General features: G+C 60.0%; 27 protein-coding genes. 14 read left to right on the top strand and 13 right to left on the bottom strand.

The features are described from left to right. Positions 1-88 precede the first annotated feature (88 nt). A complete protein-coding gene (locus tag R6X40_RS12490; RefSeq protein ID WP_318413978.1) occupies positions 89-883 on the top strand; it encodes a 1-acyl-sn-glycerol-3-phosphate acyltransferase in 795 nt (264 codons plus the stop codon). Here the strand turns inward: R6X40_RS12490 and R6X40_RS12485 are convergent. After that, positions 880-1,419 (bottom strand): gamma-glutamylcyclotransferase, encoded by a 540-nt coding sequence (locus R6X40_RS12485; protein WP_318413976.1) that lies wholly within the window; start codon positions 1,417-1,419, stop codon positions 880-882. The two genes, R6X40_RS12490 and R6X40_RS12485, sit on opposite strands and share 4 nt — an antisense overlap. A 202-nt stretch (positions 1,420-1,621) precedes the next feature. On the opposite strand from R6X40_RS12485, the gene R6X40_RS12480 reads away from it, so the two are divergent. Further along, on the top strand, positions 1,622-2,665 hold the full coding sequence (locus R6X40_RS12480; RefSeq protein WP_318413974.1) for a DUF2125 domain-containing protein: 1,044 nt from the start codon (positions 1,622-1,624) through the stop codon (positions 2,663-2,665). Between the two features lie 185 nt (positions 2,666-2,850). On the opposite strand, the gene R6X40_RS12475 is transcribed toward R6X40_RS12480, so the two are convergent. The 3 genes from R6X40_RS12475 to R6X40_RS12465 all read right to left on the bottom strand — a co-directional run bounded on the left by R6X40_RS12475 (position 2,851) and on the right by R6X40_RS12465 (position 5,729). Next, a complete protein-coding gene (locus R6X40_RS12475) occupies positions 2,851-3,777 on the bottom strand; it encodes a prephenate/arogenate dehydrogenase family protein (RefSeq protein ID WP_318413973.1) in 927 nt (308 codons plus the stop codon). Further along, on the bottom strand, positions 3,774-4,880 hold the full coding sequence (hisC, locus tag R6X40_RS12470; RefSeq protein WP_318413972.1) for a histidinol-phosphate transaminase: 1,107 nt from the start codon (positions 4,878-4,880) through the stop codon (positions 3,774-3,776). The genes R6X40_RS12475 and hisC overlap by 4 nt, the downstream gene beginning before the upstream one ends. A gap of 78 nt (positions 4,881-4,958) precedes the next feature. Further along, positions 4,959-5,729 (bottom strand): class I SAM-dependent methyltransferase, encoded by a 771-nt coding sequence (locus R6X40_RS12465; RefSeq protein WP_318413971.1) that lies wholly within the window; start codon positions 5,727-5,729, stop codon positions 4,959-4,961. Between the two features lie 85 nt (positions 5,730-5,814). On the opposite strand from R6X40_RS12465, the gene gloB reads away from it, so the two are divergent. Next, positions 5,815-6,585: a hydroxyacylglutathione hydrolase gene (gene gloB / locus R6X40_RS12460; RefSeq protein ID WP_318413970.1), complete on the top strand. Its 771-nt coding sequence runs from the start codon at positions 5,815-5,817 to the stop codon at positions 6,583-6,585. Next, positions 6,585-7,028, top strand: a complete 444-nt coding sequence (locus tag R6X40_RS12455) for a cupin domain-containing protein (protein WP_318413968.1) — start codon at positions 6,585-6,587, stop codon at positions 7,026-7,028. Before gloB ends, R6X40_RS12455 begins: the two co-directional genes overlap by 1 nt. Positions 7,029-7,031: 3 nt before the next feature. On the opposite strand, the gene R6X40_RS12450 is transcribed toward R6X40_RS12455, so the two are convergent. Together R6X40_RS12450 and R6X40_RS12445 are read right to left on the bottom strand one after the other, a co-directional pair. Continuing rightward, positions 7,032-7,922, bottom strand: coding sequence for a DMT family transporter (locus R6X40_RS12450; RefSeq protein ID WP_318413967.1), 891 nt, complete (start codon positions 7,920-7,922; stop codon positions 7,032-7,034). Positions 7,923-7,951: 29 nt separating this feature from the next. Then, a complete protein-coding gene (locus R6X40_RS12445) occupies positions 7,952-8,728 on the bottom strand; it encodes a DUF3108 domain-containing protein (protein ID WP_318413966.1) in 777 nt (258 codons plus the stop codon). Between the two features lie 370 nt (positions 8,729-9,098). Between R6X40_RS12445 and rpmB the strand changes: the two genes are divergently transcribed. After that, positions 9,099-9,401, top strand: coding sequence for a 50S ribosomal protein L28 (gene rpmB, locus R6X40_RS12440; RefSeq protein WP_318413964.1), 303 nt, complete (start codon positions 9,099-9,101; stop codon positions 9,399-9,401). 164 nt (positions 9,402-9,565) lie between these two features. Next, entirely contained in the window at positions 9,566-10,204 is a 639-nt protein-coding gene (locus R6X40_RS12435) for a queuosine precursor transporter (RefSeq protein ID WP_318413963.1), read from the top strand. Between the two features lie 68 nt (positions 10,205-10,272). Here the strand turns inward: R6X40_RS12435 and R6X40_RS12430 are convergent, their stop codons facing one another. The 4 genes from R6X40_RS12430 to R6X40_RS12415 form a co-directional block, all read right to left on the bottom strand. Further along, the gene (locus tag R6X40_RS12430; RefSeq protein ID WP_318413961.1) at positions 10,273-11,295 is read right to left on the bottom strand and encodes an esterase-like activity of phytase family protein; all 1,023 of its coding nucleotides are present in this window, start codon (positions 11,293-11,295) and stop codon (positions 10,273-10,275) included. Between the two features lie 99 nt (positions 11,296-11,394). Continuing rightward, on the bottom strand, positions 11,395-13,296 hold the full coding sequence (gene cobT / locus R6X40_RS12425) for a cobaltochelatase subunit CobT (RefSeq protein WP_318413960.1): 1,902 nt from the start codon (positions 13,294-13,296) through the stop codon (positions 11,395-11,397). 3 nt (positions 13,297-13,299) lie between these two features. Beyond that, complete coding sequence (gene cobS / locus R6X40_RS12420) at positions 13,300-14,295, bottom strand: cobaltochelatase subunit CobS (protein ID WP_113241926.1); 996 nt, start codon at positions 14,293-14,295, stop codon at positions 13,300-13,302. Between the two features lie 93 nt (positions 14,296-14,388). Further along, complete coding sequence (locus tag R6X40_RS12415; RefSeq protein WP_318414222.1) at positions 14,389-15,024, bottom strand: J domain-containing protein; 636 nt, start codon at positions 15,022-15,024, stop codon at positions 14,389-14,391. Positions 15,025-15,176: 152 nt separating this feature from the next. On the opposite strand from R6X40_RS12415, the gene R6X40_RS12410 reads away from it, so the two are divergent. Together R6X40_RS12410 and R6X40_RS12405 are read left to right on the top strand one after the other, a co-directional pair. Continuing rightward, on the top strand, positions 15,177-15,458 hold the full coding sequence (locus R6X40_RS12410) for a BolA family transcriptional regulator (protein WP_318413958.1): 282 nt from the start codon (positions 15,177-15,179) through the stop codon (positions 15,456-15,458). 210 nt (positions 15,459-15,668) lie between these two features. Further along, a complete protein-coding gene (locus R6X40_RS12405) occupies positions 15,669-17,258 on the top strand; it encodes a caspase family protein (RefSeq protein WP_318413957.1) in 1,590 nt (529 codons plus the stop codon). Positions 17,259-17,284: 26 nt separating this feature from the next. On the opposite strand, the gene R6X40_RS12400 is transcribed toward R6X40_RS12405, so the two are convergent. Genes R6X40_RS12400 through R6X40_RS12390 form a run of 3 tightly spaced genes read right to left on the bottom strand, consistent with a single transcriptional unit; the run spans position 17,285 to position 20,332 of the window. After that, positions 17,285-18,619 (bottom strand): HlyC/CorC family transporter, encoded by a 1,335-nt coding sequence (locus R6X40_RS12400; RefSeq protein ID WP_318413956.1) that lies wholly within the window; start codon positions 18,617-18,619, stop codon positions 17,285-17,287. After that, positions 18,616-19,749, bottom strand: coding sequence for a 3-dehydroquinate synthase (aroB, locus tag R6X40_RS12395; RefSeq protein ID WP_318413955.1), 1,134 nt, complete (start codon positions 19,747-19,749; stop codon positions 18,616-18,618). The genes R6X40_RS12400 and aroB overlap by 4 nt, the downstream gene beginning before the upstream one ends. Positions 19,750-19,753: 4 nt before the next feature. Then, entirely contained in the window at positions 19,754-20,332 is a 579-nt protein-coding gene (locus R6X40_RS12390) for a shikimate kinase (RefSeq protein ID WP_318413954.1), read from the bottom strand. A 158-nt stretch (positions 20,333-20,490) separates the two neighbouring features. Between R6X40_RS12390 and R6X40_RS12385 the strand changes: the two genes are divergently transcribed. The 6 genes from R6X40_RS12385 (at position 20,491) to R6X40_RS12360 (ending at position 25,124) form a co-directional block, all read left to right on the top strand. Beyond that, positions 20,491-20,640 (top strand): hypothetical protein, encoded by a 150-nt coding sequence (locus tag R6X40_RS12385; protein WP_037163889.1) that lies wholly within the window; start codon positions 20,491-20,493, stop codon positions 20,638-20,640. Then, positions 20,637-21,593 carry a site-specific tyrosine recombinase XerD gene (gene xerD / locus R6X40_RS12380; RefSeq protein ID WP_318413952.1) on the top strand — a complete coding sequence of 319 codons (957 nt, stop codon included), beginning with the start codon at positions 20,637-20,639 and terminating at the stop codon, positions 21,591-21,593. The genes R6X40_RS12385 and xerD overlap by 4 nt, the downstream gene beginning before the upstream one ends. Positions 21,594-21,672: 79 nt before the next feature. Then, positions 21,673-22,626, top strand: coding sequence for an acetyl-CoA carboxylase carboxyltransferase subunit alpha (locus R6X40_RS12375; protein WP_318413951.1), 954 nt, complete (start codon positions 21,673-21,675; stop codon positions 22,624-22,626). Between the two features lie 203 nt (positions 22,627-22,829). Beyond that, entirely contained in the window at positions 22,830-24,296 is a 1,467-nt protein-coding gene (locus tag R6X40_RS12370; RefSeq protein WP_318413950.1) for a murein L,D-transpeptidase family protein, read from the top strand. Next, positions 24,296-24,526, top strand: a complete 231-nt coding sequence (locus tag R6X40_RS12365; protein WP_318413949.1) for a sulfurtransferase TusA family protein — start codon at positions 24,296-24,298, stop codon at positions 24,524-24,526. The genes R6X40_RS12370 and R6X40_RS12365 overlap by 1 nt, the downstream gene beginning before the upstream one ends. A 175-nt stretch (positions 24,527-24,701) precedes the next feature. Next, entirely contained in the window at positions 24,702-25,124 is a 423-nt protein-coding gene (locus tag R6X40_RS12360) for a YciI family protein (protein ID WP_318413947.1), read from the top strand. Positions 25,125-25,191: the final 67 nt, after the last annotated feature.

Here is a 25,191-nt window from a genome sequence, read left to right as displayed (position 1 = left end):
TCGTGCTTGATCGCGCCAACCCAGCTGTTTTCCTTGCTGGAATATTGGTGTAGGCAGCGGGCTAACCTTTTGCTGCGAAAGCCTGCCGATGATTATCCTGCGCTCCTTCCTGTTCAACATCGTGTTCTACATCAACATAGTCCTTCAGATGGTGGTGATGACGCCGTTCTATTTCCTGGCGCCGCGCAAGACCTCCTGGTTCGTTCCGAAGAACTGGGCACGCAGCAATCACTGGCTGTTCAGGGTTATGGTCGGCACGACGTTCGAAATCGAAGGGCTGGAGAATATCCCCGAGGGCGGCTACATCTTTGCACCCAAGCACCAGTCGTTCTGGGACGTCTACGCGCTGCTCCCGTGGCTGTCGGACCCGTTCTTCATCCTCAAGCGCGAACTGGTCTGGATCCCGCTGTTCGGCTGGTATGTGCAGAAGCAGCGTATGGTCCCGGTCAATCGCGGTGCGCGCGGCAAGGTGATGGCGGCGGTGATGCAGCGCGCCAAGGACGAACTGGCGACCGGCCGCCAGCTGATCATCTATCCCGAAGGCACCCGCCGCCCACCGGGCGCACCGCCCGAATACAAGTACGGCATTGCAAGGCTCTATCGTGATCTCAACATGCCGGTAATCCCTGTCGTCATGCATCCGGGCCTGTTCTGGCCGCGCCGCAAGTTCCTGCGCTATCCGGGCCATTTCAAGGTGCAAATCCTGCCGCCGATCCAGGCCGGGCTCGATCCGGACGTCTTCCTGAAGACGCTGGTCGATGTCATGGAAACCGCCAGCGATGCACTGCTGATAGAGACGGTGAAGAACAACCCGCATGTACCGCTGCCGCCAACAGCTGTGCAGCGTCTGAAAGAGCTCAAGGAACTTGGCACTCAGGGCTAGAGCTTCGCCCTCTCGACGATGGCGGCCACCTCTTCCAGCCAGTGATCGCGAATGCCCATCTCCTTCAGATGGGCGAGCGTGTTGACCACATAGTCGGTATTAGGCCCCGACTTTCCGTGGGACACGGCGACAGTGGCGGCGGCATCCTCGGCGCTCAGCGCACCTGCATATTGCGCGTGGGCGCGGTCAATCGTGTAGGTGAGAGCCGCAACCCGGCGGCCATCGGCAAGCAGGATCGGCATTGTGCGCTCGAGATAGACATGGGTGACCAGTTCGCGCTCGCGCAGGTAACCGACAACGTCGTCCTTATCCCTCAATGACACCTTGAAGGCCATGCCGCGGCAGGACCCGCCATGGTCGAGACCAAGCACAAGGCCGGGACGTTCCGGCGTTCCCCGGTGCACGAAGGAACGGACGCAAAGCGCGCGCCGGTAGCCGAAAGCCCGTGCCGCCATCTTGTCCTCGAAGGCAAAGCCGGGGTTCCACATCAGCGAACCGTAGCCAAACACCCAAAAATCGTCCATATCCACTGCCATTCATATCCATGCCATCCCGCCGCCACAAAACGGGGTCAGGAGCGATGGACAGATCACACTTGTGCTTTCCTAACGCATCTGTCCGGCAATCGGAATCGATTTCCTGCACGATCCTGGACGAGCGCAACAGTGGACAGCCAGACAGCAGACCGAAATTCTCGTGTCGCAGCACGGGAGCGAACGCCAGAGCCCGGAGCAGACTATGACCGCAGCAGATATCGCCGTCCCTTCGGCCGGCAGCCGGAAAATCAGATGGCTGGCGATCGGCATCGTGCTGTTCCTGATCACCTATTCCGGCGCATGGTTTCTGGCAGCCAACCAGATCGAGACGCGGCTGTCGGCTTTCCTGACAGAGAAGAAGGCGAGCGGCTCATCGGCCGAATGCGACGACATGAGCGTGCGCGGCTTTCCCTTCCGCATCGGCCTGTTCTGTGACAGCGTACGCCTCGATGACATGACCCGTGGGGCATCGGCATCGTTTGGTGCATTACGCTCGGCAGCCCAAGTCTACCGACCGGGGCATGCCATCATAGAACTCGACGGCCCGGCCGAAATCCGCTTCTCGCCCGGCATGACCGTCTCTGCAGACTGGCAATTGATGCATGCGAGCGTGCAGGCATCACTGTCGGGCCTCAATCGCACCTCTCTGACGTACGATCAGCTGGCCGGCACGGCCATGCTGCCGGCCTTCGAGGACGATGCAGCACCGGGTGACACCCATAAGGTCATGTTCAATGCCGGACACGGCGAGGCACATTTTCGCCAGAACGGCCCCGATCTCGACGCCGCCCTCAGTGTCGACACATTCGATCTGAAACTGGACAACGGCTTGAGCCTGTTGCCGCCTGTCAACGCCAGCACTGACATGACCTTCGTCGATCGTGCCACCTTGATGGAGCGAGGCGGATGGAAGCCCGGCGCTCTTCGCGGCAGCAAGGGCGAAATGCGCAACCTGACGCTCGATCTCGGCAACGGCATGGTGACATCCGCATCCGGCCCGTTCAGCGTCAACGACCAAGGGCTGATCTCGGGAGAATTCAGCGTCACGATGAAGAATATCGAAGGCTGGCGTCAAAACCTCGTCAAGGTGTTCGACGACGAGGACGGCACCGTCATGGTCAACAACATCGCCAACATGCTGACGGCCTTGGCCGACGGCAAAAACGAAGCGACCGTCAAGCTCAATGTTCGCGACGGAATCGCGTTTCTGGCGTTCTTCCCGATTGGAGAACTGCCGCAGCTTTAAGGGCTGACGCCTGCGCGGGCATACCTTACCCCTCAATCTCACCGACGGTAGAGGCCCCTCATCCGCCCTGTCGGGCACCTTCTCCCCGTCGTGACGGGGAGAAGGAATACGCGGCAAACTCCTTAGTTCCCCCTCCCCGGCTGTGAGAGGGCTAGAGTGAGGGGCTAAGCGTGACGACGTTTCTGCTATTTCTGATCCATCGCATGCCGCCCGAAGTCGGCCATGTCCGTATCCTGGCCGGCCTGGACGATCGAACGGCGAATAGTGCGGGTGCGGGTGAAGAGGTCGAACAGCTTGTCGCCGTCGCCCCAGCGGATCGCCCGCTGCAGATAGGCGAGATCCTCGGAAAATCGCGACAGCATTTCAAGGATCGCATCCTTGTTGTGCAGGCAGACGTCGCGCCACATGGTCGGGTCGGAGGCGGCAAGGCGCGTGAAATCGCGGAAACCGGAAGCGGAATATTTGATCACCTCCGATTCGGTCACCGCTTCCAGATCGTCGGCTGTACCGACGATGTTGTAGGCGATGATGTGCGGCAGATGCGAGACAATCGCCAGAACCTTGTCGTGGTGTTCCGGGTCCATGTCATCGACCATCGAGCCTAGCGTCTCCCAGAAGGTACGCAGCTTGGCCTTGGCCGTCTCGTCGGTATCCGGCAGCGGCGTCAGGATGCACCACCGGCCCTTGAACAGCCCGATAAAGCCCGCATCCGGGCCGGAATACTCGGTACCGGCAATCGGGTGACCCGGAATGAAATGCACGCCTTGCGGCATATGCGGCGCCATCTGAGCGATGACCGAGCCCTTGGTCGAGCCGACATCCGTGACAATCGCGCCGGGTTTCAGGTTCGCGGCGATCTCGGCGGCGACAGTGCCGGAGGCGCCGACAGGCACCGAGACGATCACCAGATCAGCATCCTTGACCGCATCGGCAGCCGATGTGGTGTAGCGGTCGCCGAGACCAAGCTCCTGCGCCCGCTTCAACGTCGCTTCGCTGCGTGTCGAGACCACGACGGAACCGGCAAGGCCCTTGTCCTTGATTTCGCGTGCGATCGACGAGCCGATCAGGCCGATGCCGATCAGCGCAATGGTTTCGAACTGCTTTGCCATCACGCCCGGCCCATAAACTCGGTGAGAGCCGCAATCACGCCCTCATTGGCTTCCGCCGAACCGATGGTCATGCGCAGCGCATTGGGCAGACCATAGCCACGCACTGCCCGCAGAATGAACCCACGGCTGGTGAGAAACTCGTCGGCTTCTGGCGCGCGCTTGCCGTCAACATCCGGGAAATGGATCAGCACGAAATTGGTAACCGACGGCGTCAGCCGCAGACCGAGCGACGAGAACGCATCGGTAAGCTTTCCGAGCCACAGCGAATTGTGCTCGAGGGCAGTCGCCATGAAAGCCTGGTCGCGGATGGCAGCAGAACCAGCGGCAATGGCCGGGGCGTTCATGTTGAACGGTCCGCGCACCCGGTTCAGAGCATCGATGATGGCAAGCGGCGCGTACATCCAGCCGACGCGCAGAGCCGCAAGCCCATGGATCTTCGAGAAGGTGCGGGTCATCACGACGTTCTGGTTGGACGATACCAGTTCGAGACCGGCCTCATAATCGTTGCGGCGGACGTATTCCGCATAGGCAGCGTCGAGAACGAGGATAACATTCTTCGGCAGACCGGCCTGCAGGCGTCGCACTTCGTCGACCGGGACATAGGTACCTGTCGGATTGCCTGGGTTTGCAAGGAACACCATCTTGGTGTTCGGCGTCACCGCGGCAAGGATGGCATCGACCGTGACATGGCAGTCGTTTTCCGGCACCGTGACCGGCGTAGCACCCGCGCCCATGATCTGGATCTTATAGACGAGGAAGCCATGCTCTGTGATGATGGCCTCATCGCCTGGGGCGAGATAGACGTGGCAAAGCAGGCCGAGCAGTTCGTCGGAGCCGTTGCCGCACATCAGATTTGCAGTGTTCAGACCGTAGACGGAGGCGATGGCTTCACGCAGTTCGATCGCCTGGCCATCCGGATAGATTTCGAGCTTCGCCGCTGCCTTTTGGAAGGCCTCGATCGCCTTCGGGCTCGGTCCCAACGGGGTCTCGTTCGAGGACAGCTTATAGACCTTGGCCACACCCGGCGCATGCTCCTTGCCCGGCACGTAAGCGGCAATATCGAGGATACCGGGGCGTGGTGTGGGGCTCTGGATGTCTGTGCTCATGGGATCAGCTTTCGGCGACAGGGAAATGACGCTCAGCCAATACCGGTGCAGCGGGTTTTTGTCGAGTGTGGCGCGGCGTCACAAATCGATTCGATGCGCTGGCCGCAACGGCCTTTCCCGCGTCGTCGGCACACCCTGCGGCGCCAGCACGGGCACGAAGACGCGGCGCGAGGCGCGGGCGGCCACCGGCAAGCCCTGATAGAGCCGTTTTTGCGCCTCGACGATGATCACGCCTGAAAACACCGGCCAGAGCGACCGGCCAATGCGCTCGAAGGCCTGGCGCATCTTCAGAATCACTTTGAGTTTGGAGGGTGGAAAGAACAGGGCATCGGCGGAAGCACCGGGGGTGAAATTGGTTTCGCGCAACAGTGCTGTCAGCTGTCCGCGCGAATAGGGACGGCCGGACCCGAAGGGGGTGTGCTCCATGCGCGCCCAAACGCCGCGGCGATTCGGCACGACGATTACCAGACGGCCGCCGGGTGCGAGAATCCGCCAGAGTTCCTTCATCGTCTCACGCGGGTTTTCCGCAAATTCGAGCGAATGCACCATCAACACCCGGTCGATCGACGAATCGGGCAAAGGCAATTCCTCGTCGAAGATCAGCGCCGTCGAGGAAAGTTCGGCGACCGGCCAGTTCACCGCCCCTTGGCCCGCCGGCATGAAGGCAAAGGTACGTTCGGTATCGGCGCGAAAGCGTTCGAGGTAGGGAACGGCATAGCCGAGCCCGACCAGCCGTTCTTCCGGCAACCTGGCCCAGACCGACGATAGCGCCATGCCGATCGATTGTTCGGCAAAGCGTCCGAGGCGGGAATGATAGAACTGGCGAAGGTCGACGATATCTGCGTGCATGCCCTCATGTTAGACTGGTACGGGTGGACTTCAAGACGGCGCTCGCTACATTCGATAACGACCCGCCCTCCGCAGGAATCCTTTCATGGCCAAACTCGACATCGAACTCTTCCCGTGCCGCACCGATAATTTCGGCGTGCTGATCCACGATCCGGAAAGCGGCGCAACCGCCTCGATCGATGCACCGGAGGAAGCGGCCATCCTGGCGGCGCTGAAACGCCGTGGCTGGACGCTGACGCATATTCTGACGACCCACCATCACCCTGACCATGTAGACGCCAATCTGGCGCTGAAGACGCGCTATGAGGCGACGATCATCGGCCCGGAAAACGAGGCCTCGAAAATTCCCGGCATCGACATGACCATCGGCGACGGCGGCGATTTCGAGTTTGCCGGTCACAAGGTGCATGTCTTTGAGACGCCAGGGCATACGGCCGGGCATATCTGTTTCTACTTGCCCGACGACAAGCTGCTGTTTTCTGCCGACACGCTGTTTGCGCTCGGTTGCGGGCGGCTGTTTGAGGGCACACCGGCGCAGATGTGGACCTCGCTGCAGAAACTGATGGCGCTGCCGGACGATACGGCCGTTTACTTCGGCCACGAATACACGCTGTCCAATGCGCGTTTCGCGGTGACGGTCGATCCGGACAACGCAGCCTTGAAAGCCCGTGCCGCCGAAATCGAGGCCCTGCGCGCCAAGGGCGTCTTTACCGCACCGACGACGCTGGGACTGGAAAAGACCACCAATCCCTTCCTGCGGCCGCACGACGCCGGAATACGGGCACATTTGGGACTGCAGAGCGCCTCGGATGCCGAAGTCTTTGCTGAAATCCGCAAGCGCAAGGACAATTTCTGATGGATGTTCAACTGCCCCTGTCGGCCCAGGCGATCATCGAGACCTTGAAAATGCAGCGCCATCCGGAAGGCGGCTGGTATATCCAGACGTTCAAGGATACGGCGGGCGGCCCGCGCGGCCATTCCACCGCCATCTATTATCTGCTGGAGCGTGGCGAAAACTCCCACTGGCACCGTGTGCGCGATGCGGTCGAGGTCTGGCACTTCTACGCAGGCGCACCGCTGACGCTGAGCATTGCCGAGGACGGCAGACCGGCGACGACCGTCACGCTCGGTTCCAACATCCTGATCGGCGAACTGCCGCAGGCCATTGTACCCGCCAACGGATGGCAGTCGGCAACCTCGCTCGGTGCCTGGACACTGGTCGGCTGCACCGTTTCGCCGGGCTTTGATTTTTCCGCCTTTGAGATGGCCCCGGCAGACTGGCAGCCACCGGAAGCGTAAACTTTATTCGGCAGGCTGCGCTGCGGTCGAGCGCTCACGGAAGATGATATCCTTGGCCGCCAGAACCGCACCGCCCGTGACGAACAGGCAGGCAAGCGCGATACGCCACGACGGTTCAGCAAAGCCGAAAGCGATCAGCACCAGCGTCGACAGAACCGGTGCCGCATAGCTGGCGACGCCGAGGATCTGGATATTGCCGTTCTTGACGCCGTAATCCCAGGCGTAGAACGCTGCCCCCACCGGCAAGAGGCCGAGACCCGCGACAGCGATCCACTGCGTGGCCGTTTCCGGCCAAACCGTCGTTTCAAGGCCGAGATGGCAGAGGAACGACAGAGCCGCCGTCGCCAGGCAGAAGCCGGTGACCACGTCCGTCGAGACGGCCTCGAATCGCCGCGTCAACAGCGAATAACCGGACCAGGTGAACGCGCAGGCCAAAGCCGCGCTGTAGCCCATGACGTAGGCATCATCGAACTGCACGCCGTTGCGCGCAACGATCAGGATCGTGCCGGCCAGGCCACAGATAGCCCCAGCGACATGATACCAGCGCAGCCGTTCACCCGGCAAAAGGGCTGAACCGACCACGATCAGCAATGGCCAGAGATAGGCGATCAGCCCGGCCTCGACCGCAGGGGCGTTCCGAAGTGCCGTAAAATACAAGAAATGATAGCCGAACAGTCCGGCAATGCCGACGATCCAGACTTTTGCGGGTTGCCGCAACAGCTTGAGCCGCTCCGGCTTGAGCGCAAGCACGACTAGGCCGGGAATGCTGCCGATGGAAAAGCAGATGGCGGAAAGCTGGAAGGGCGGCATGGTACCGGATGCTGCCGTGAACAAAGCCAGCAGCGACCACATCAGGACCGCAGAAAAGCCGATCAGCGTTGCCTTGACTTTCATGCGTATGCCCCCCGGCCTCAATGCAAATGTCAGCTTCCGAACCGCGTTGCCCAGATGGTGACCGGGCCATAGCTTGTCGGGATGCGGACATAGACCGGAGCATATACATTCACGGCGTCGGCCTTGGCAAACCAGATTTCCATGGTTTCCAGCTTGCGCAGGTAGTCGACGTCATCGCGCCCCTTGCGATAGCCGGACTTCGGCACGAACTTGATGCCACAAACGATTACATCGCCCTGAAAACCCTCTGTCTTGAAGGGGCGCGTACCCTTCGCGGAAAGTTTCAGGTCCATGCGCGATTCGCCGTCGAAGACCGGTACGCTTTTCGGGCAGACACGCGTATCACCCGGAAAAATCAGGCCCGACAGCGGATCGACGACATTGCGCATATCCGCTTGGGTAACCGGCACCCAGTTCTTCGGGATCTTGCGCGGCGGTTGCATGGAGGCCGAAACGACATCGCCGTCGCGGAACTGGACATCGATCGCCCGGCGCTTCTTGCCGGTCTGATAGCGGACTTGATATTCCGAGGCGCTCAACTTGTCGCGGCCGATAACGCCGGATACCGAGGTCTCGCCCGAGGTCTGGGCGAAGATATCGACAAGCCCCGCAGAATTCATCGTGCCGGAAATGGTGTAGCGCTTGTCGTTCAACGCGGTGTGGAACGATGCCTTTGCAATCGGCAGGCCGGCAAGCGAGATGCTGTAGTCCGTATTGTGCGTCACATCGACGGCATACGCCGTGCCTGTGGAAAACGTTGCCGTGGCAAACGCCAGAACCGCCGAGACACCGATGCGCAAGTTCATTCCAGATGCCCTTCCATTTTCGCTTACGCGACACGTCCGTTCCTGTAACCCTAGGCGATACGGCGGGTTTGCGGCATTTCTGCGCCGCGAAACCCGCTTTTGCCGCAAGCCTTTAACCCATGGACCAATAAAGTGGAATTGGCCGCCGCAAAGATGTATAGGGCGTGAAGAATCCAAACCGAACGATATCTCCGGCTTGAAAGACCCCGCGTTTCTCAAGAGTTTTTCCCGGAAAACGAAGGTTTGGCTTGACGCCACGGCTCTCGCTGACTATAGAACCGCAACTTTCCAATCATGGCCAACGGAATGCGGCCTGGGCTTATGGCCCGCCAACGCATGGACCGAAGGCGAAAAGAAAAATAGGTGCATCATGTCCCGTACTTGCGAATTGACCGGTAAGGGTGTCCAGTCCGGCAACAATGTGAGCCACGCAAACAACAAGACCAAGCGCAAGTTCCTTCCGAACCTGTGCCAGGTTACGTTGATTTCCGACGTGCTCGGTCAGCGTTACCGTCTGCGTGTTTCGGCCGCGGCCCTTCGTTCGGTTGAACACCGCGGTGGTCTCGACGCATTCCTGATCAAGGCTAGCGAAGTCGAGCTGTCGATGCGCGCGCGCCTGCTGCGTCGCCAGATCGTCAAGAAGACGGCTGAAGCCGTCGCTATCGCCGCTTAATTCAGCGGACTTGGCTCTACAGATTAAAAGGCTTGCCAGGGCAACTGGCGAGCCTTTTTCTCGTGTAAGATTGACACTCAACCGTTCGCGAGTTGCCGGGCACAAAGCTCGGTGAATTGCGGATTCAGATGACTCCAACTGGTGGCATACCCCAGGATAAAAAAATGCTGACAAACCGCACGTTCCTCACCTATGTCACGCTGATGACCCTCGTGGTCGTGGCCTCCAATTTCCTGGTCCAATACCCCCTGCCCGGCTCGATCGCTGGCATGCAGCTGGGTGATCTCCTGACCTGGGGCGCCTTCAGCTATCCGATCGCCTTCCTCGTAACCGATCTCACCAACCGTCAGTTCGGACCACGCACCGCCCGCAAGGTGGTAATGGCAGGCTTTGCCGTCGCCATCGTCCTGTCGGTGCTGGTCGCTACGCCACGCATCGCAATTGCCTCGGGTTCGGCCTTCCTGTTCGGTCAGCTTCTGGATATCTCGGTGTTCAACAAGTTGCGGACACAGAGCTGGTGGCGCGCGCCGCTGCTCGGCTCCTTGTTCGGCTCCTTCCTCGATACAGCGATCTTCTTTTCCTTCGCCTTCGCAGCCTTCTTCGTCTTCTTCGGCCCGAACGATCCGTTCGCGCTCGAAAATGCTCCGATCCTCGGCATGATGACGGCAGAAGCGCCGCGCTGGATCTCCTGGGCGCTCGGTGACCTCAGCGTCAAGATCATCGTCGGATTGGTGATGCTGCTGCCGTACGGCGCGCTGATGAGCGTGATCAAGCCGATGCCGGGAGCAAAGGCAAATGCCTGATTCGAGAACGGTCTAAAAGAATCAAACTCGCATCACCTCGTGATGCGAGTTTTTTCTTGGGCGCGATTCTATTCGATCAGCCGGAATTCCAGCATCAGGTTTCGCTCAAGGATAGAGTGATTGTCGTCGGAAACGATAATGAGGCGGATGTCGCCACCGGGCTCAACGACAACATCCAGACCTTCCATATTATCGATCTGGTAGCCCATGTCGGCGTTGAGCAAAATCTCACCGTCGACCACCGCGCCCGGCTTGATATCGTCGCCCTTGATACGGCGGATCTGCATGCCAATGCCTTCGGCAAAGCTGAAGCGCCGCTCTAGAATCAAAAAATCGCCATTGGGCAGAAACGCGCCGTCCGTCACCGCGAACGGACCTTTCCGGACAACCCCGAAAATGCCCTTGCGCGGACCATCAAGGACGGCGGCCAGAAGGTTTCCGTTCTTGTCGAAGCTCAGCTCTGAGACGACAGTAACACTGCCTGCAAGCGGGCTGTCCTTTGGTGAAACGGCGATGGTTTCAAGCCCACGATTGCCGCGCAGCGCAGTGAACGGGATCAGAAGCGGCATGGTCGCCACTGGCCCGGACTGGGCAAAGCCTGGATCCGGATAGACATCGACGCGGTGGAGCCCCTCATAGCTGGCGAGAACCTCACCGTCGCGCAGCGCCACGCCCTCACAGTCCATACGCTCCTTGACCTGCTCCGAGCGGCCGTTGGCATCGATCATCGAGGTGACCGTCAGATTGCTCGTGCCTGCCAGCCGGCCCTTCTGGTCGCGCTCTATTGCACCTTCGACCCAGTGGCCGGTGTCCATGATCGCGAGGAAAGATTTCCGATCCGGCCGAAAGCGGATCGACGAGATCGCACCGAGCAGCGCATTCGACGACGACATCTCGATGCCGCCTAGGAACTCCAGCTTGCCGAACAGCTTCTGGTCCGAGCCGATCTTGAAGTTTTCGATCTGCCGGCTCTTCACCGGAACGACTTCCGAAGGCGCCAGCGGGGCAGCAACCGACGGCACGACGGCCAGGAGCAGTGAAAAGGCGGCGGCCTGGATTAATGTCGCTTTCAAAAGACGTCCTTCCGGCATGCCGGCAGGGAACGCAAAACGGCTCCCGAAAAATCATCACGCAATATGGCAGGCAGGACCGGGACAACATGCCGTGCCCCGGTCAGACAACATTATGAGTTAGCCGCGCCGCCGCGCCGGAGCAGCCCGGCGGCGGGAACTCGCGTCGTCGAACAGTGACGCCAGCTGCTCGGTCATCGCGCCAGCCAGTTCATCGGCATCGACGATGGTCACGGCCTTGCGATAGTAGCGCGTCACATCGTGACCAATACCGATCGCCAGCAGTTCGACCGGCGAGCGCGTTTCGATCTGATCGATGACCGCACGCAGGTGGCGTTCGAGATAGTTGCCTGGATTGACCGACAAGGTGGAATCATCGACTGGCGCACCATCCGAAATCATCATCAGGATACGGCGCTGCTCGGAGCGGCCGAGCAACCGGTTATGCGCCCAGATCAGCGCCTCACCGTCGATGTTTTCCTTGAGCAAGCCTTCGCGCATCATCAGGCCGAGATTGCGCCGTGCGCGGCGCCACGGGGCGTCTGCGGACTTGTAGATGATGTGGCGCAGATCGTTGAGGCGGCCCGGCGTCTGTGGCTTGCCGCTGGCCAGCCATTTTTCACGCGACTGTCCGCCCTTCCAAGCCTTGGTGGTGAAACCGAGGATCTCGACCTTGACGCCGCAGCGCTCAAGCGTGCGAGCGAGAATATCGGCGCAGGTTGCAGCGACCGTGATCGGCCGGCCGCGCATCGAGCCGGAATTGTCGATCAGAAGCGTGACGACCGTATCGCGGAAATTGGTATCCTTTTCCCGCTTGAAGGAGAGTGGCTGCATCGGGTCGATGATCATGCGCGTTAGCCGCGCCGAATCGAGATAGCCCTCTTCCAGGTCGAATTCCCAGGAACGGTTCTGCTGCGCCATCAGGCGGCGCTGCAAGCGGTTTGCCAACCGGCCGACGGCGCCCTGCAAGTGTGCCAGCTGCTTGTCGAGGAAGGCCCGCAGACGGTCGAGCTCGGCTTCGTCGCAAAGCTCTTCGGCTGTGGTGGTTTCGTCGAACTCTTCGGTGAAGACGCCGTAGTCGACCTTCTCGTTGAAATCGTCGAAGGGATGGCTTGGCCGCTTGACCTCGCCGGGCGTTTCGCTGTCGTCCTCGCCATCATCCGACATCTCCTCTTCAGAGATTTCGGCGCCGTCCATTTCGCCTTCGTCCATCTGCTCGTCGGCAGATTCGTTTTCGTCGGCGGGGGCAGCGTCGGAACCGGCATCCTCGTCGGAGCTGTTTTCGTCCTGCTCCTGGCTGCGCGGCTGGTCTTCGTCGGTCTGGCTTTCCTGATCGTCGGGCTCGACATCGTCATCGCCGTATTTCTCGGCCATCTCCATCGAGGTCAGCATGTTGCGTATGACACGCGCGAACGCCTGCTGGTCATTGACCGCTGCAGACAATTCTTTCATGTCGCCGGCAGCTTTTTCTTCGATGAAATCGCGCCAAAGGTCCAGCACCTGGCCTGCGGAGGCCGGCGGCTTCTGGCCGGTCAGCTTTTCGCGCACGATCAGGGCAACCGCCTCTTCGATCGGAGCATCGGCCTGGCGGTCGATATTGCTGAAATTGGCGCGGGCGTATTTTTCATCCAGCATCGATGTGAGGTTGCTGGCGACACCGCTCATGCGCAGCGAACCGATCGCCTCGACGCGAGCCTGCTCGACAGCATCGAAAATGCCGCGCGCATCAGCGCCCTGCGGCGCCATCGTCGCGTGGATGCGGGCACTGTGGCAGGCCTTGCGCAAAGCCATCGAATCGCCGAGCCCGCGGGTGACCGCGAGCTCCTGGCGCGTCGGCCGCTTGGAGATTTCCGGTAGCCGCATACGCTCGCCGGAAAGTCCCGGACGCTCGTTGGCAAACACGACTTCGATTTCCGAATCTCCGGCAATCGAACGGATGCAACCGGTCAGTGCGCGGCGGAATGGCTCCACATCCACGACACCGGCCGGTCTTGCTTTCGAATTATCGCCCCGGCCTGCCATGGATCAGGCCGTGGCTTCGAGCACGATATTGGCAGCACTTTCTTTCAGCTCGACGCCGAAGGCGCGCTGATAGTGTTCCGCCACCAGTGCCCGCTCAAGCTCGTCACACTTGTTGAGGAAGGTGACGCGGAAAGCGAAGGCAATATCGCCGAAGATATGGGCGTTTTCAGCCCAGGTGATGACCGTACGCGGGCTCATGACGGTCGAGAGATCGCCGTTGATGAAGGCTGCACGGGTGAGATCGGCAACACGGACCATCTTCGAGACGGTGTCGCGGCCACGATCCTTGGTGAAGCCCTTGACCTTGGCGGCAACGATATCGACTTCGTTGTCGTGCGGCAGGTAGTTCAGCGTGGTGACGATCGACCAGCGGTCCATCTGCGCCTGATTGATCTGCTGCGTGCCGTGGTAGAGGCCGGTCGTATCGCCAAGCCCGACGGTGTTGGCCGTCGAAAACAGGCGGAAAGCCGGGTGCGGGCGAATGACGCGGCTCTGGTCGAGCAACGTCAGGCGGCCGGAGGATTCCAGCACACGCTGGATGACGAACATCACGTCCGGGCGGCCGGCGTCGTATTCGTCGAAGACCAGCGCGACATTGTGCTGGTAGGCCCAAGGCAGGATGCCGTCCTTGAATTCGGTGACCTGCATGCCGTCCTTGACGACGATGGCATCCTTGCCGACGAGATCGATGCGGCTGACATGGCTGTCGAGGTTGACACGCACGCAAGGCCAGTTGAGGCGGGCCGCGACCTGCTCGATATGGGTCGATTTACCCGTACCGTGATAACCGGACACCATGACGCGGCGATTATGGGCAAAGCCGGCGAGGATGGCGAGTGTCGTCTCGCGGTCGAAGAGATAGTCGGGATCGAAATCCGGCACATAGGCATCGGCCTTCGAATAGGCCGGCACGCGCAGATCGGTATCGATACGGAAAACGTCACGGACGGAAACTGTCGTATCGGGGAGGTTGGAAATATCGAGGTCTACCTTGCTCATCATGTCTCCAGCACGGTAAAGCCCCTTGACTCGAATGGCGGGGGCGTTCCCGTCTATGCCTTTATAAAAGTGTGACCGTAATAAAACGGGTTCCTAGCAGAAGCCAGCCTGTTTTAACAATTGATATGCCTGGATCACGGCGCGAAAACGCTCTTCCGATCCCCTGTCTCCGCCATTTGCATCGGGGTGATGCTTTTTTACAAGCCCTTTGTACGCCGTCTTCACATCTGCCGCAGTCGCATTGGCATGCAGACCGAGCGTTTCGAAGGCCTTGGCCTCCAATGTCTTCAATTTGCGATGCCGTGGTTCCTGCCGGTTAGCGCGGGCACGCGCCTGATCGACGAAGCCGAAAGGATCGCGCATGCGAGCCTGAGCGCCGGCCGACCCGGAGCGTTGCTGCGACTGCTGCGGCGCATTCTTGGCATTCTTGTTCACCCCCACCGTCCATGTCGGACGATGGCCGGTGATGGCTTCCTTCTGGTAGCGGGCGATCTCGTTATCGGACAGGCCAGAAAAGTAGTTGTAGCCCTTGTTGTATTCCTTGACGTGCTCGAAGCAGAACATGAAAAATTCATTTTCGGCGTTGCGGCCCACAGGCGCGCGGTGAACAGCATTCTCCTCGCACCCGTCCCACTGGCACTTGGGTGCCATCGGCTCGGGTTTCTGGGTCACCCTACGGCGCGTCCGGATCCCGTCAAAGTATTTTGAATCAAGTTTCATGGCGCTAATTATGGTGCGTGGCGGACGCCACAACAAGAATTGACAAATGGGAATGTTGCAGGCTTTGTGAGGCTATTTTGCACCGCGCAAAACGCAATCCCGCACGGGTCGTTCGTTTGATATCGATGCTTACGGAAAAGCCAGAAAAACGGGGCCAAAACATGTCACTTCAAAGCCGCATCGAAACAAAACTTAACGCCGCCTTTTCGCCGGAACGGCTGATCGTTGTCAACGAAAGCCATCTGCATGCTGGCCACCATCCGGACATCGACGGCACCGGCGAAACGCATATGCGGGTGCGGATCGTCTCCAGCGCATTCACCGGCATGACCCGTATTGCACGTCACCGCGCCATCAACGACGTGCTCAAGGAAGAGATCGATGCCGGGCTGCATGCGCTGGCACTTGAACCGGCTGTTCCCGGAGAAACAACGCGCTGGTAAAATATAGATAGGTTAAATTCCAGCAACAGCCTTGGCTCGCATGGTTTAGCTCTTGCGAATTGACGCGGTTACAGCCTGCACGTACAATTGCAGGTGGGGACTGAGAATATACGGGCCGCTGCGTCCGTCCAATATTATGACATATAGAAAATTTCATTATAGGCGGAGCCGGTTCAAGGTTGTCCGGGAAGCCTCTATTTTGGGGTGAAGATGATGCTCAGGAGGTTTGGGCTTGTCGCGGCGTTCTTCGCCGCATTTCTATCATTCAGCGAAGTATCGGCCGCAACGCCATCCGCTAAAAAAGTGGCGCTTGTCATGGGCAACAGTGCCTACAAGCACGCCGTCGAACTGCCGAACCCGAAAAACGACGCCAAACTGATGGCGGAAACATTCCGCACAGCAGGCTTCACCGTTATCGAGGGCGAGGACCTCGACAAGACGGCGATGAGCGCATTGGTCGATCAGTTCACCGAGCTCGCCTACGACGCCGACATTGCCGTCGTCTACTATGCCGGCCACGGCCTGCAGGTCGATGGGCGCAACTATCTCGTGCCAATCGACGCGCAGCTGGAAAAGGCCGCGCAGTTGCAGACGCGCACGGTGCCTGCCGAAAAATTCCTGGCCGCCCTGCCGCCGGATCCGGCCGTCAGCATCATCATTCTGGATGCCTGCCGTGATAATCTACTGGCCCGATCGCTGGCAAAGGCGCTGCCGGCCAGCCGTTCAGCCTCGATGGGCGTGGGTCTGGCACCGGTGCAAGCCAACAACCAGACGGCCGGTGCGGGCGGATTACTGATCGCCTATGCGACCGATCCCGGTGCCGTTGCTTATGACGGCAAAGGCATCAACAGCCCTTATACGACAGCACTTGCACGGCATCTGACGACACCCGGCCTCGAAATCCAGAGCGCCCTGACACGCGTCCGCGCCGATGTCTCGGAAGCGACCGGTGGCGCCCAGCACCCCTGGCACAATGCTTCGTTGTCTCGCGAAGTCTTCATTGGCGGAGAGCCTGCGGACGAACCTGCTGCAACGACGCCGCAAGAGGCTAAACCAGCGACTGCGGCGACCACCAGTGCCAACGACGTCAACTGGACGGTCGAACAGAAGCTTTGGGAAGAGGCCTCCAAACGCAACACCGCCGCGCATTACGAGCTTTACCTTCAGCAATATCCAAGCGGCAATTTCGCCACCCTTGCCAAGCTCAATCTCGACCAGCTGAAAGCGACGGCGACCGATGAAGTCGCCTCCGTTTCTCCAGCCGGCGAAGCAACGGCCTCCGCTTCCCAGGTCCGTACCGCAGTCGCCATGCCGGACGACGTCAAGCTCAGCGTCGGAACACCGGAAACGGAAACCGCCCTGAACCTCGACAAGGAAGGCAGGATCGATCTGCAGCTGCGGCTCGGCGCGCTGGGTCACGTCACCGGCGGTGCGGATGGTGCGCTTGGTGCCAAGTCACGGACAGCAATCGGCGCGTGGCAGCAGCAGAACGGCATGGTGGAAACAACCTATCTGACGCAGCAGCAACATATGTTCCTGGTGGTTCAGACCGACCCGATGATGCCGCAAATACGTGCCCAGTATGAGGCCCAGAAAGCTGCCATCGCTGTTCGCAAGACTCAGAACCCAGCCCGTCAGAAGGTGGCTGGACAGCGCGTCAAGCGACAACACAACGACGAAGCAACCCTGGAAGGCCCGGTCGAACGCAGCGGCAACAGCAGCGGAATGGACCCGGCAGGGGCGGCTTTCGCAGGCGGTCTGCTTGGTGGCACTCTCGGCGGCATTATCGGCAGCCGCTGAGACTGAGCCGTTTTAAGCTTGGTACGTCATTCAATGCCTTCGCTTTTCATCGGAAGCGGAGGCATTGTTGCATCGTCGGCAGGCCGTATCCGGAGCCGTGTGATCCGGTTCTTCACCCGCTTCATCACCGTGAAGCGTTTGCCGTAGAAAGTGAACGCCTGCCGCTCCTCGGGAATAGTCTTTGACTCATGGATGACGAGGCCGGCCACGGTCGTCGCCTCTTCATCCGGCAAGTTCCAGTCGAGTGCACGATTGAGATCGCGGATCGGCACGCTGCCATCGACCACGATCGAGCCGTCGGCTTCTTGGCGCACACCCTGGATTTCGATATCGTGCTCGTCGGAGATATCGCCGACGATTTCCTCAAGAATATCCTCCAACGTCACCAGCCCCTGAACCTCGCCATATTCATCGACGACGATGGCGAAATGCACCTTGCGCCGCAGGAAGGCGTTGAGCTGCTCTTTCAGATTGGTGGTTTCCGGCACGAACCACGGTTTTTGCGCAATCCGGACGATATCCAGATTTTCCGGCTCTACATCTGGTTCGGCCAGCGCCCGCAACAGGTCCTTGGCATGCACGACACCGATGATGTTATCAGTCGATCCGCGCCAGACCGGCATGCGGGTGTAAGGGCTTTCGAGCACGGTGCGAACCGCCACTTCCGGCGCATCGTCGGCATTGATACCGCGCATCGAGGTGCGGTGGATCATGATATCGGAGATTTCGAGTTCACCCAGATCGAGAACGCCGCCGAGCCGGTCGCGGTCTGCCTTGATGACGGACCCTTCGCGGTGGAGAAAATCGACGGCACCACGCAACTCTTCATGCGCGGTCAGCATCGGCATTTCCGACGACAGATTGATACCGAACACACCAAGGATGCGCCGCACGATCCAGTTCACCAGGCTGGAAACCGGGCCAACCACGAGGACAACGATATTGACAGTCCGCGCGACCGTCAGCGCAAACCGGTCCGGTGATGCGATCGCCCAGCTCTTCGGCAGCACTTCGGCAAAGATAACCAGAATGACGGTCATGGCGAGCGTCGCATAGGCAACGCCGGACGCACCGAAGAAATGCAGAAAGAGACTGGTGGCGATCGACGATGACAGGATGTTGGCCAGATTGTTACCGATCAGCAACGCCCCGATCAGCCGGTCACGGCGCTCGATCAAGCGGTTGACCATACCGGCCCGCTCATCGCCATTGGCCTCGAGCGTATGCATGCGGGATCGTGATGCCGCGGTGAGCGCGGTTTCCGAGCCCGAGAAGAACGCCGACAGCACGATCATCACAAGAATGATCAGGATGCCCGGACCGTAGTCCGTCACGAAAAGCGTGAATGTCTCGTTGCTCATCCCGGGTGCTTTTCCTTCAGAAAGGCGCTGACTTCCGATCCCGGAACATCGTCTGCAACAAACGACTGGCCGATACCCCGCGTCAGGATGAAGGTGAGTTTGCCACCGCTGACCTTCTTGTCCTGCGCAATCGCATCCATCAGCTTTTCCACAGGCGGCAGGGTGCCGGGGATCTCATCCATGCGGGTCGGCAGGCCGACCGTCCTCAGATGCGCTTCGACCCGTTTCGCGTCGTCAGGACTTGCGAGATTCATCCGCGCCGAAAACTGATGCGCCAGCACCATGCCGATCGCAACACCTTCGCCGTGGACCAGACGTGTCCCATCGTACTGTGTCGCCGCTTCCAGCGCATGTCCGAACGTGTGACCCAGATTGAGCAGGGCTCGCCGGCCATTCTCGCGCTCATCGGCTGCGACCACATCGGCCTTGGCCTGACAGCTGATGGCAATCGCCTCGATACGGGCGTCGCCACCGGCAAACACAGCCTGCCAGTTGTTCTCCAGCCAGGCGAAGAATTCCGGCTTGTCGATCAGACCGTATTTGGCAACTTCAGCATAACCGGCCTTGAATTCGCGCGGGCTCAGCGTATCCAGCACATCGGTATCGGCCAACACCAGATCCGGCTGGTGGAAAACGCCGATCAGGTTCTTGCCATGCGGCGAATTGATACCGGTCTTGCCGCCGACGGATGAATCCACCTGAGCCAAAAGCGATGTCGGGATCTGGATGAACCGCGATCCGCGCCGGGCAATGCCGGCGGCAAAACCGGTGAGATCGCCGATGACACCGCCGCCGAGCGCGATGACCGCATCGTTACGCTCGATCCGGGCGCCGAGGATCGCCTCGCAGACCGGGATCAGGTGTTCGAAGCTCTTGGTCTTTTCACCCGCCGGCAGAACCAGCGAGACGGCCGTAATGCCATTCGCTTTCAGGCTTTCCATCAGCGGCTCGAGATAGAGCGGCGCGACATGCTCGTCGGTGATGACGGCCATGCGGCGGCCCTTCAACCGCCCGGCGATCTCGCCGGCTGCGGTGGCGATCAGGCCGGGGCCGATGAGGATATCGTAGGAACGCTCGCCCAGATTGACACGGACGGTTTTACGGGCGGTGGATAGGCTGGCAGCGGTCATGGCTTCACTTCTTCGGGAGAGTGGCGAGAGCGGCGAGAACCTCTTCCACCATCACCTCTTTCTTGACATCTCGGGACAGTACCGTCAGGTCCGCCTGCGCATAGATCGGATAACGGGCGTGCATGAGATTTTCGAGCGTCTGTTTCGGGTTTTCGGTTTTCAGCAGCGGCCGGGTATCGCGCTTGTTGACGCGCTCCCACAGCACATCGAGTTCGGCATTCAGCCAGACGGAAACGCCATGGCGCTTGATATGCTTGCGGGTGCGCTCATTGATATAGGCGCCACCACCGGTGGAGACGATGCGCGGGCCGGTGTTCAGCAGCCGCTTGATGACCCGGGCCTCCAGCGCACGAAACTCGTCCTCGCCATAGGCTGCGAACAGTTCGCTGATGGTCATGCGCGAGACGCGCTCGATCTCATGATCGGAATCGACAAAGGGAACCCCGAGCGCCGACGCCGTCATTCGGCCAATCGCCGATTTTCCTGCCCCCATCAGACCGACGAAGACGAGGTTTCGTCGCCCGAGCGCGGCCTTCGCCCGCTCGATCAGCGCTTCGGAAACCGGTTCAATCACGTCGTTCATGCAGTTTTAATTTCCCCGTTCCGTTCCGGTATCGACAAAACAGCCGGAAGCGTCAAGACTTCACGACATACAACGCAACGCGAATCCGGCGCGATACAGCGGTTCTTGCACTTGCAAACAGGCATGGTCATATAGACCCCTGACCCTAGGAGTTGAAAATGCCCACCCTGTTCCGGTTCCTGTTCATCTGCGCCCTGATCGCCGGCGTGATCTATGGGACGATGGTGGCGCTGGTGACCTTCGTCAATCCTGTGGAGCGCGACGTGACCATCCGCATCCCCTCCGAACGGATCAACAAACCGCAATGATCGATCTCTCCGCCGCCCATATGGAATCCTTCCTGGAGATGATGAGCGCCGAGCGGGGTGCTGCCAACAACACGCTCATTTCCTATGAGCGCGATCTGGAGGACGCCTACTCTTTCCTCAAACAGCGCGGCGTCAAACCGACGGATGCCGCCTCGGAGGATCTGCGCGCCTATCTCTCGCATCTGGCACAGCAGGGCTTCAAGGCCTCGTCGCAGGCGCGGCGGCTGTCGGCATTGCGGCAATTCTACAAGTTTCTCTATGCCGAAGGTTTGCGCACCGACGACCCGACCGGCGTTCTCGACGCGCCGAAAAAAGGCCGCTCGCTACCGAAGGTGTTGAGCGTCGACGATGTTTCCAAGCTCATCGGCCAAGCGGAACAGGAAGCCGCACAGGGCGGCAACGATCCCGTTGCACGGCTGCGCATGCATGCGCTGATCGAACTGCTCTATGCCACCGGTATGCGGGTGAGCGAGCTTGTGTCGTTACCGGCATCGGTGCTGGCGCAGAACGGCCGCTTTCTCGTCGTCCGCGGCAAGGGCAACAAGGAACGCATGGTCCCACTGTCGCATTCGGCGATCCGCGCCATGCAGGCCTACGGCACCGCGATGGCACGAGACAATGCCGCGCAGAAAACGCCACCACCGGAAAGTCCGTGGCTTTTCCCCTCTTCAGGCAAGGCTGGCTACCTGCCGCGCCAGGTTTTCGCCCGCGACCTCAAGGATCTTGCCGCCCGCGCCGGCATCCGGGTTGCGGCGATCTCACCGCATGTGCTGCGCCATGCCTTTGCCAGCCATCTTCTGGCGAATGGCGCGGACCTTCGCGCCGTACAGGAACTTCTCGGACATTCGGACATTTCAACGACACAAATCTATACCCATGTACTGGAAGAACGGCTGCATCAGCTGGTTCAAAACCATCACCCTCTTGCCAAACAGGCGAAAAAACAGGATTAGGAGCGCCAGAACCCTTGGCCGGGACGACGGGATCGTCATGTCCGAAGCCACTGACGCAATATGATCGGAAACGCATCACATGCACAATTATCTCGATTTCGAAAAACCAATCTCCGATCTCGAAGGCAAGATTCACGAGCTGAAGAAGATTGCCAGCGAGGACGAGAGCATCGACACGGCCGACGAGGTCGAGCGTCTGGAAGTGCGCGCCCGCGAGGCGATGGCCGAAATCTATTCCAAGCTGAACCCCTGGCAGAAGACGCAGGTCGCGCGCCATCCGCAGCGCCCGCACTTTCAGGAATATGCCGCAAACCTCTTCACCGAATTCACGCCGCTGGCCGGCGACCGCAAGTTTGCCAATGACGAAGCCATTCAGGCCGGTCTGGCGCGCTTTCGCGGCACGCCTGTCGCCGTCATCGGCCAGGAAAAGGGCAACGACACCAAGTCGCGCATCAAGCACAATTTTGGCAGCGCCCGTCCGGAAGGCTACCGCAAGGCGATCCGCGTCATGGAAATGGCTGACCGGTTTGGCCTGCCGTTGATCACCCTGATCGATACCGCCGGCGCCTATCCCGGCATTGGCGCCGAAGAACGCGGCCAGGCGGAAGCCATCGCCCGTTCGACGGAAATGTGCCTCAACATGCGCGTTCCGATCGTCTCTGTCGTCATCGGCGAAGGCGGTTCCGGCGGCGCCATTGCCATTGCCACCGGCAGCCGCGTCTATATGCTTGAACACTCGATCTACAGCGTGATCTCGCCGGAAGGTGCGGCCTCCATTCTCTGGCGCGACAGTACCCGCGCCAAGGAAGCGGCAACCAACATGAAGATCACTGCCGAGGACCTGAAGTCGCTGGGTATTATCGACGGCATCATCACCGAGCCGGTCGGCGGCGCGCATCGCGATCCGAACGCCGTAATCGAGAAGACCGGTACCGTCATCGCCGACGCGCTCAAGGAACTTTCGGGCCGTACCGGCGACGAATTGCGCTCCGACCGCCGCCAGAAATACCTGTCGATCGGCCGTCAGCTCTGATCACATTTGCTGGCTTCTGAAGGGGTCACGCGGAAAATGGAGCGCACGGTCCAACCTTGGCCATATTCGTGCGCTCTGGAACGCTTGGGGCAAGGCGGTTTTGTAAGGTTAATATTTTGTGAAGTATAAGGGCATATTGATTCCCTGTGGACCGCCTGCACGGGAACGCCACGTTCGACAGTTTTCTTGATGGACCTTTGCCGATGCGTTTGACACATCTTGTTGCCACCGCTGCCATCGTTGCCCTGCTTGCGGGCTGCACCGCCAATGAGGTGGTGGATACCGTCGATGTCGACCTGAAAAAGGTCTCCAGCAAGGTCAATTATCAGCTATCCGGCAAGATCGTCCAGAAAATGCAGGCGATGAGCATGGCGAAGGATTCGCCGATCATGCTGCGTATCTTCAAGGAAGAAGGCATTCTCGAGGTCTGGAAGGCAAACTCTTCCAACCGCTTCGAGATGTTGCGCCAGTACAAGATCTGCGCCTGGTCGGGCAAGCTTGGCCCCAAGGTCAAGGAAGGCGACCGTCAGGCGCCGGAAGGGTTCTACCCGATTTCGCCGGGCCAGATGAACCCGAACTCCAGCTATTATCTCGCCATCAACACCGGCTTCCCCAACCGCTTCGATCAGGCCAACGGCCGTTTCGGCACCAATCTGATGATCCACGGCGCCTGCTCGTCGTCCGGCTGCTATTCGATGACCGACGAGCAGATGCAGGAAATCTTCTCGCTGTCGCGCGATGCCTACAAGGGCGGTCAGCAGGCAATCCAGTTGCAGGCCCTGCCCTTCCGCATGACAGCCGAGAACATGGCGCGCCATCGCAACAGCCCGAACATCGACTTCTGGAACATGCTGAAGCCCGGCTACGACCAGTTCGAGATCACCAAGCGGCCGCCGGAAATCAACATCTGCGAGAAGAAATATGTCTTCAACCAGCAGACCGATGGCAAATTCAGCCCGACGGGCCAATGCCCGGCCATGTCGACGCCGAATGTGATGCAGCTCGCGCTGGATTCCTACAATCGCAAATATAACGAAGATTACGCCAAGGCGACGAAGAAGCTCGACGGCATGGTCTGGTATGAGCCGAGTGAAGCGGAGCGCAAGGCGATCGTCGCCAAGCAGCGCGTCGGCAAGGAACTGGCCTATGCGCCAACAGGCACCTCGCTCGACGCCGGCAAGCTGATGAAGGTTGCCGACCTCGAAAAACAGGAAGCCCGCCGCACTGAGCTGGAAGACGCCAAAAAAGCGATCGAGATTCAGAAGGCGGAACTCGATAAATCCACCCGTAACGGCAAGAACGTACCGGTACCTGCAGAAAATCCTCTGCCCAAGCCGGTCCAACAGGCTGCCGTCGAGCAGCCAGGTGCCGTACGCAAAGGCTTCTGGAGTAGCCTGTTCTCCAAGGGCGGCGCCGATGCGCAGCCGCTGGAGCCCGCAGCCGTAGCCTCTGTCGATACGGCGCAGCAGCAGCCTGCCGATCAAAAGCGAGCGGTGCAGCAACCGGCAACCATAGCGACCACCCAGCCAGTCGCGTCCGCGACGGCAAAAAAGCCGGCTGATGCGGCAGCGCAGGCAGCAGCAGCCACCGAGGCAGCACCCGTGGTCGAGCAGGTCGTTGCCGAACAGCAGCCGAAGAAGCGGCCGTTCTGGAAAATCTGGGGCAATTGATGCCCGATGGCCTGACCTATGACCTCAAGGGGCTGAAATGCCCCTTGCCGGTCTTGAGAACCCGCAAGCGCATGCTCTCCCTTGCCCCCGGCACGTTGATCACGGTCGAAACGACCGACCCGCTCGCCATCATCGACATCCCACATTTCTGCAATGAAGACGGTCACAGCCTGGAGCAATCCGAGACGCTGGCTGGCGGACATCGTTTCGTCATCCGCAAGAAGGCCTAGGGCACAGAGCCCGTCGCTGATGCCATTTCGGACTTTCGCCACCCCCTCTATTCGGCTCGCCGATCCTCGTCTAAAAAATCTGAAAAAAATCAGGGGCGATGTCGATCGGGCCAAGGCTCGTTCGTCGTATGATCAGGAAAGTCATTCAGGCTTCCATCAATCAGAGGAGAAGACAATGCGTGTGATGGTTATCGTAAAGGCGACGGAAGATAGCGAAGCCGGCATCATGCCGACGACCGAGCTTCTGGAAGCCATGGGAAAATACAACGAAGAACTGGTCAATGCCGGTGTCATGATGGCCGGTGAAGGGCTGCACCCGTCGGTCAAAGGCAAGCGGATCGCTTTCGACGGTCCGGGCCGCGCCGTTATCGACGGCCCTTTTGCCGAAACCCGCGAGCTGATCGCTGGCTTCTGGCTCTGGGAGGTCAAGGACATGGCCGAAGCCGTCGAATGGGCAAAGCGCTGCCCGAACCCGATGGCTGGACCAAGCGAGCTCGAAATCCGCCAGGTGTTCGAGGCGGCCGATTTCGGCGAGGCGTTTACGCCGGAACTGGCCGAGCAGGAAGAACGGCTGCGCGAAAAAGCAGCCAAGCGCTGATATCAGTCGATCAGCGTCAAGCCGCCACCGCGGCTTGACGCAACCGCTGCCACTCGCTTAATCCGGA

It is taken from the genome of Rhizobium sp. PL01 (assembly GCF_033447125.1).
GTDB lineage: Bacteria > Pseudomonadota > Alphaproteobacteria > Rhizobiales > Rhizobiaceae > Pararhizobium.
This window is presented reverse-complemented; position numbering and strand designations above follow the sequence as displayed.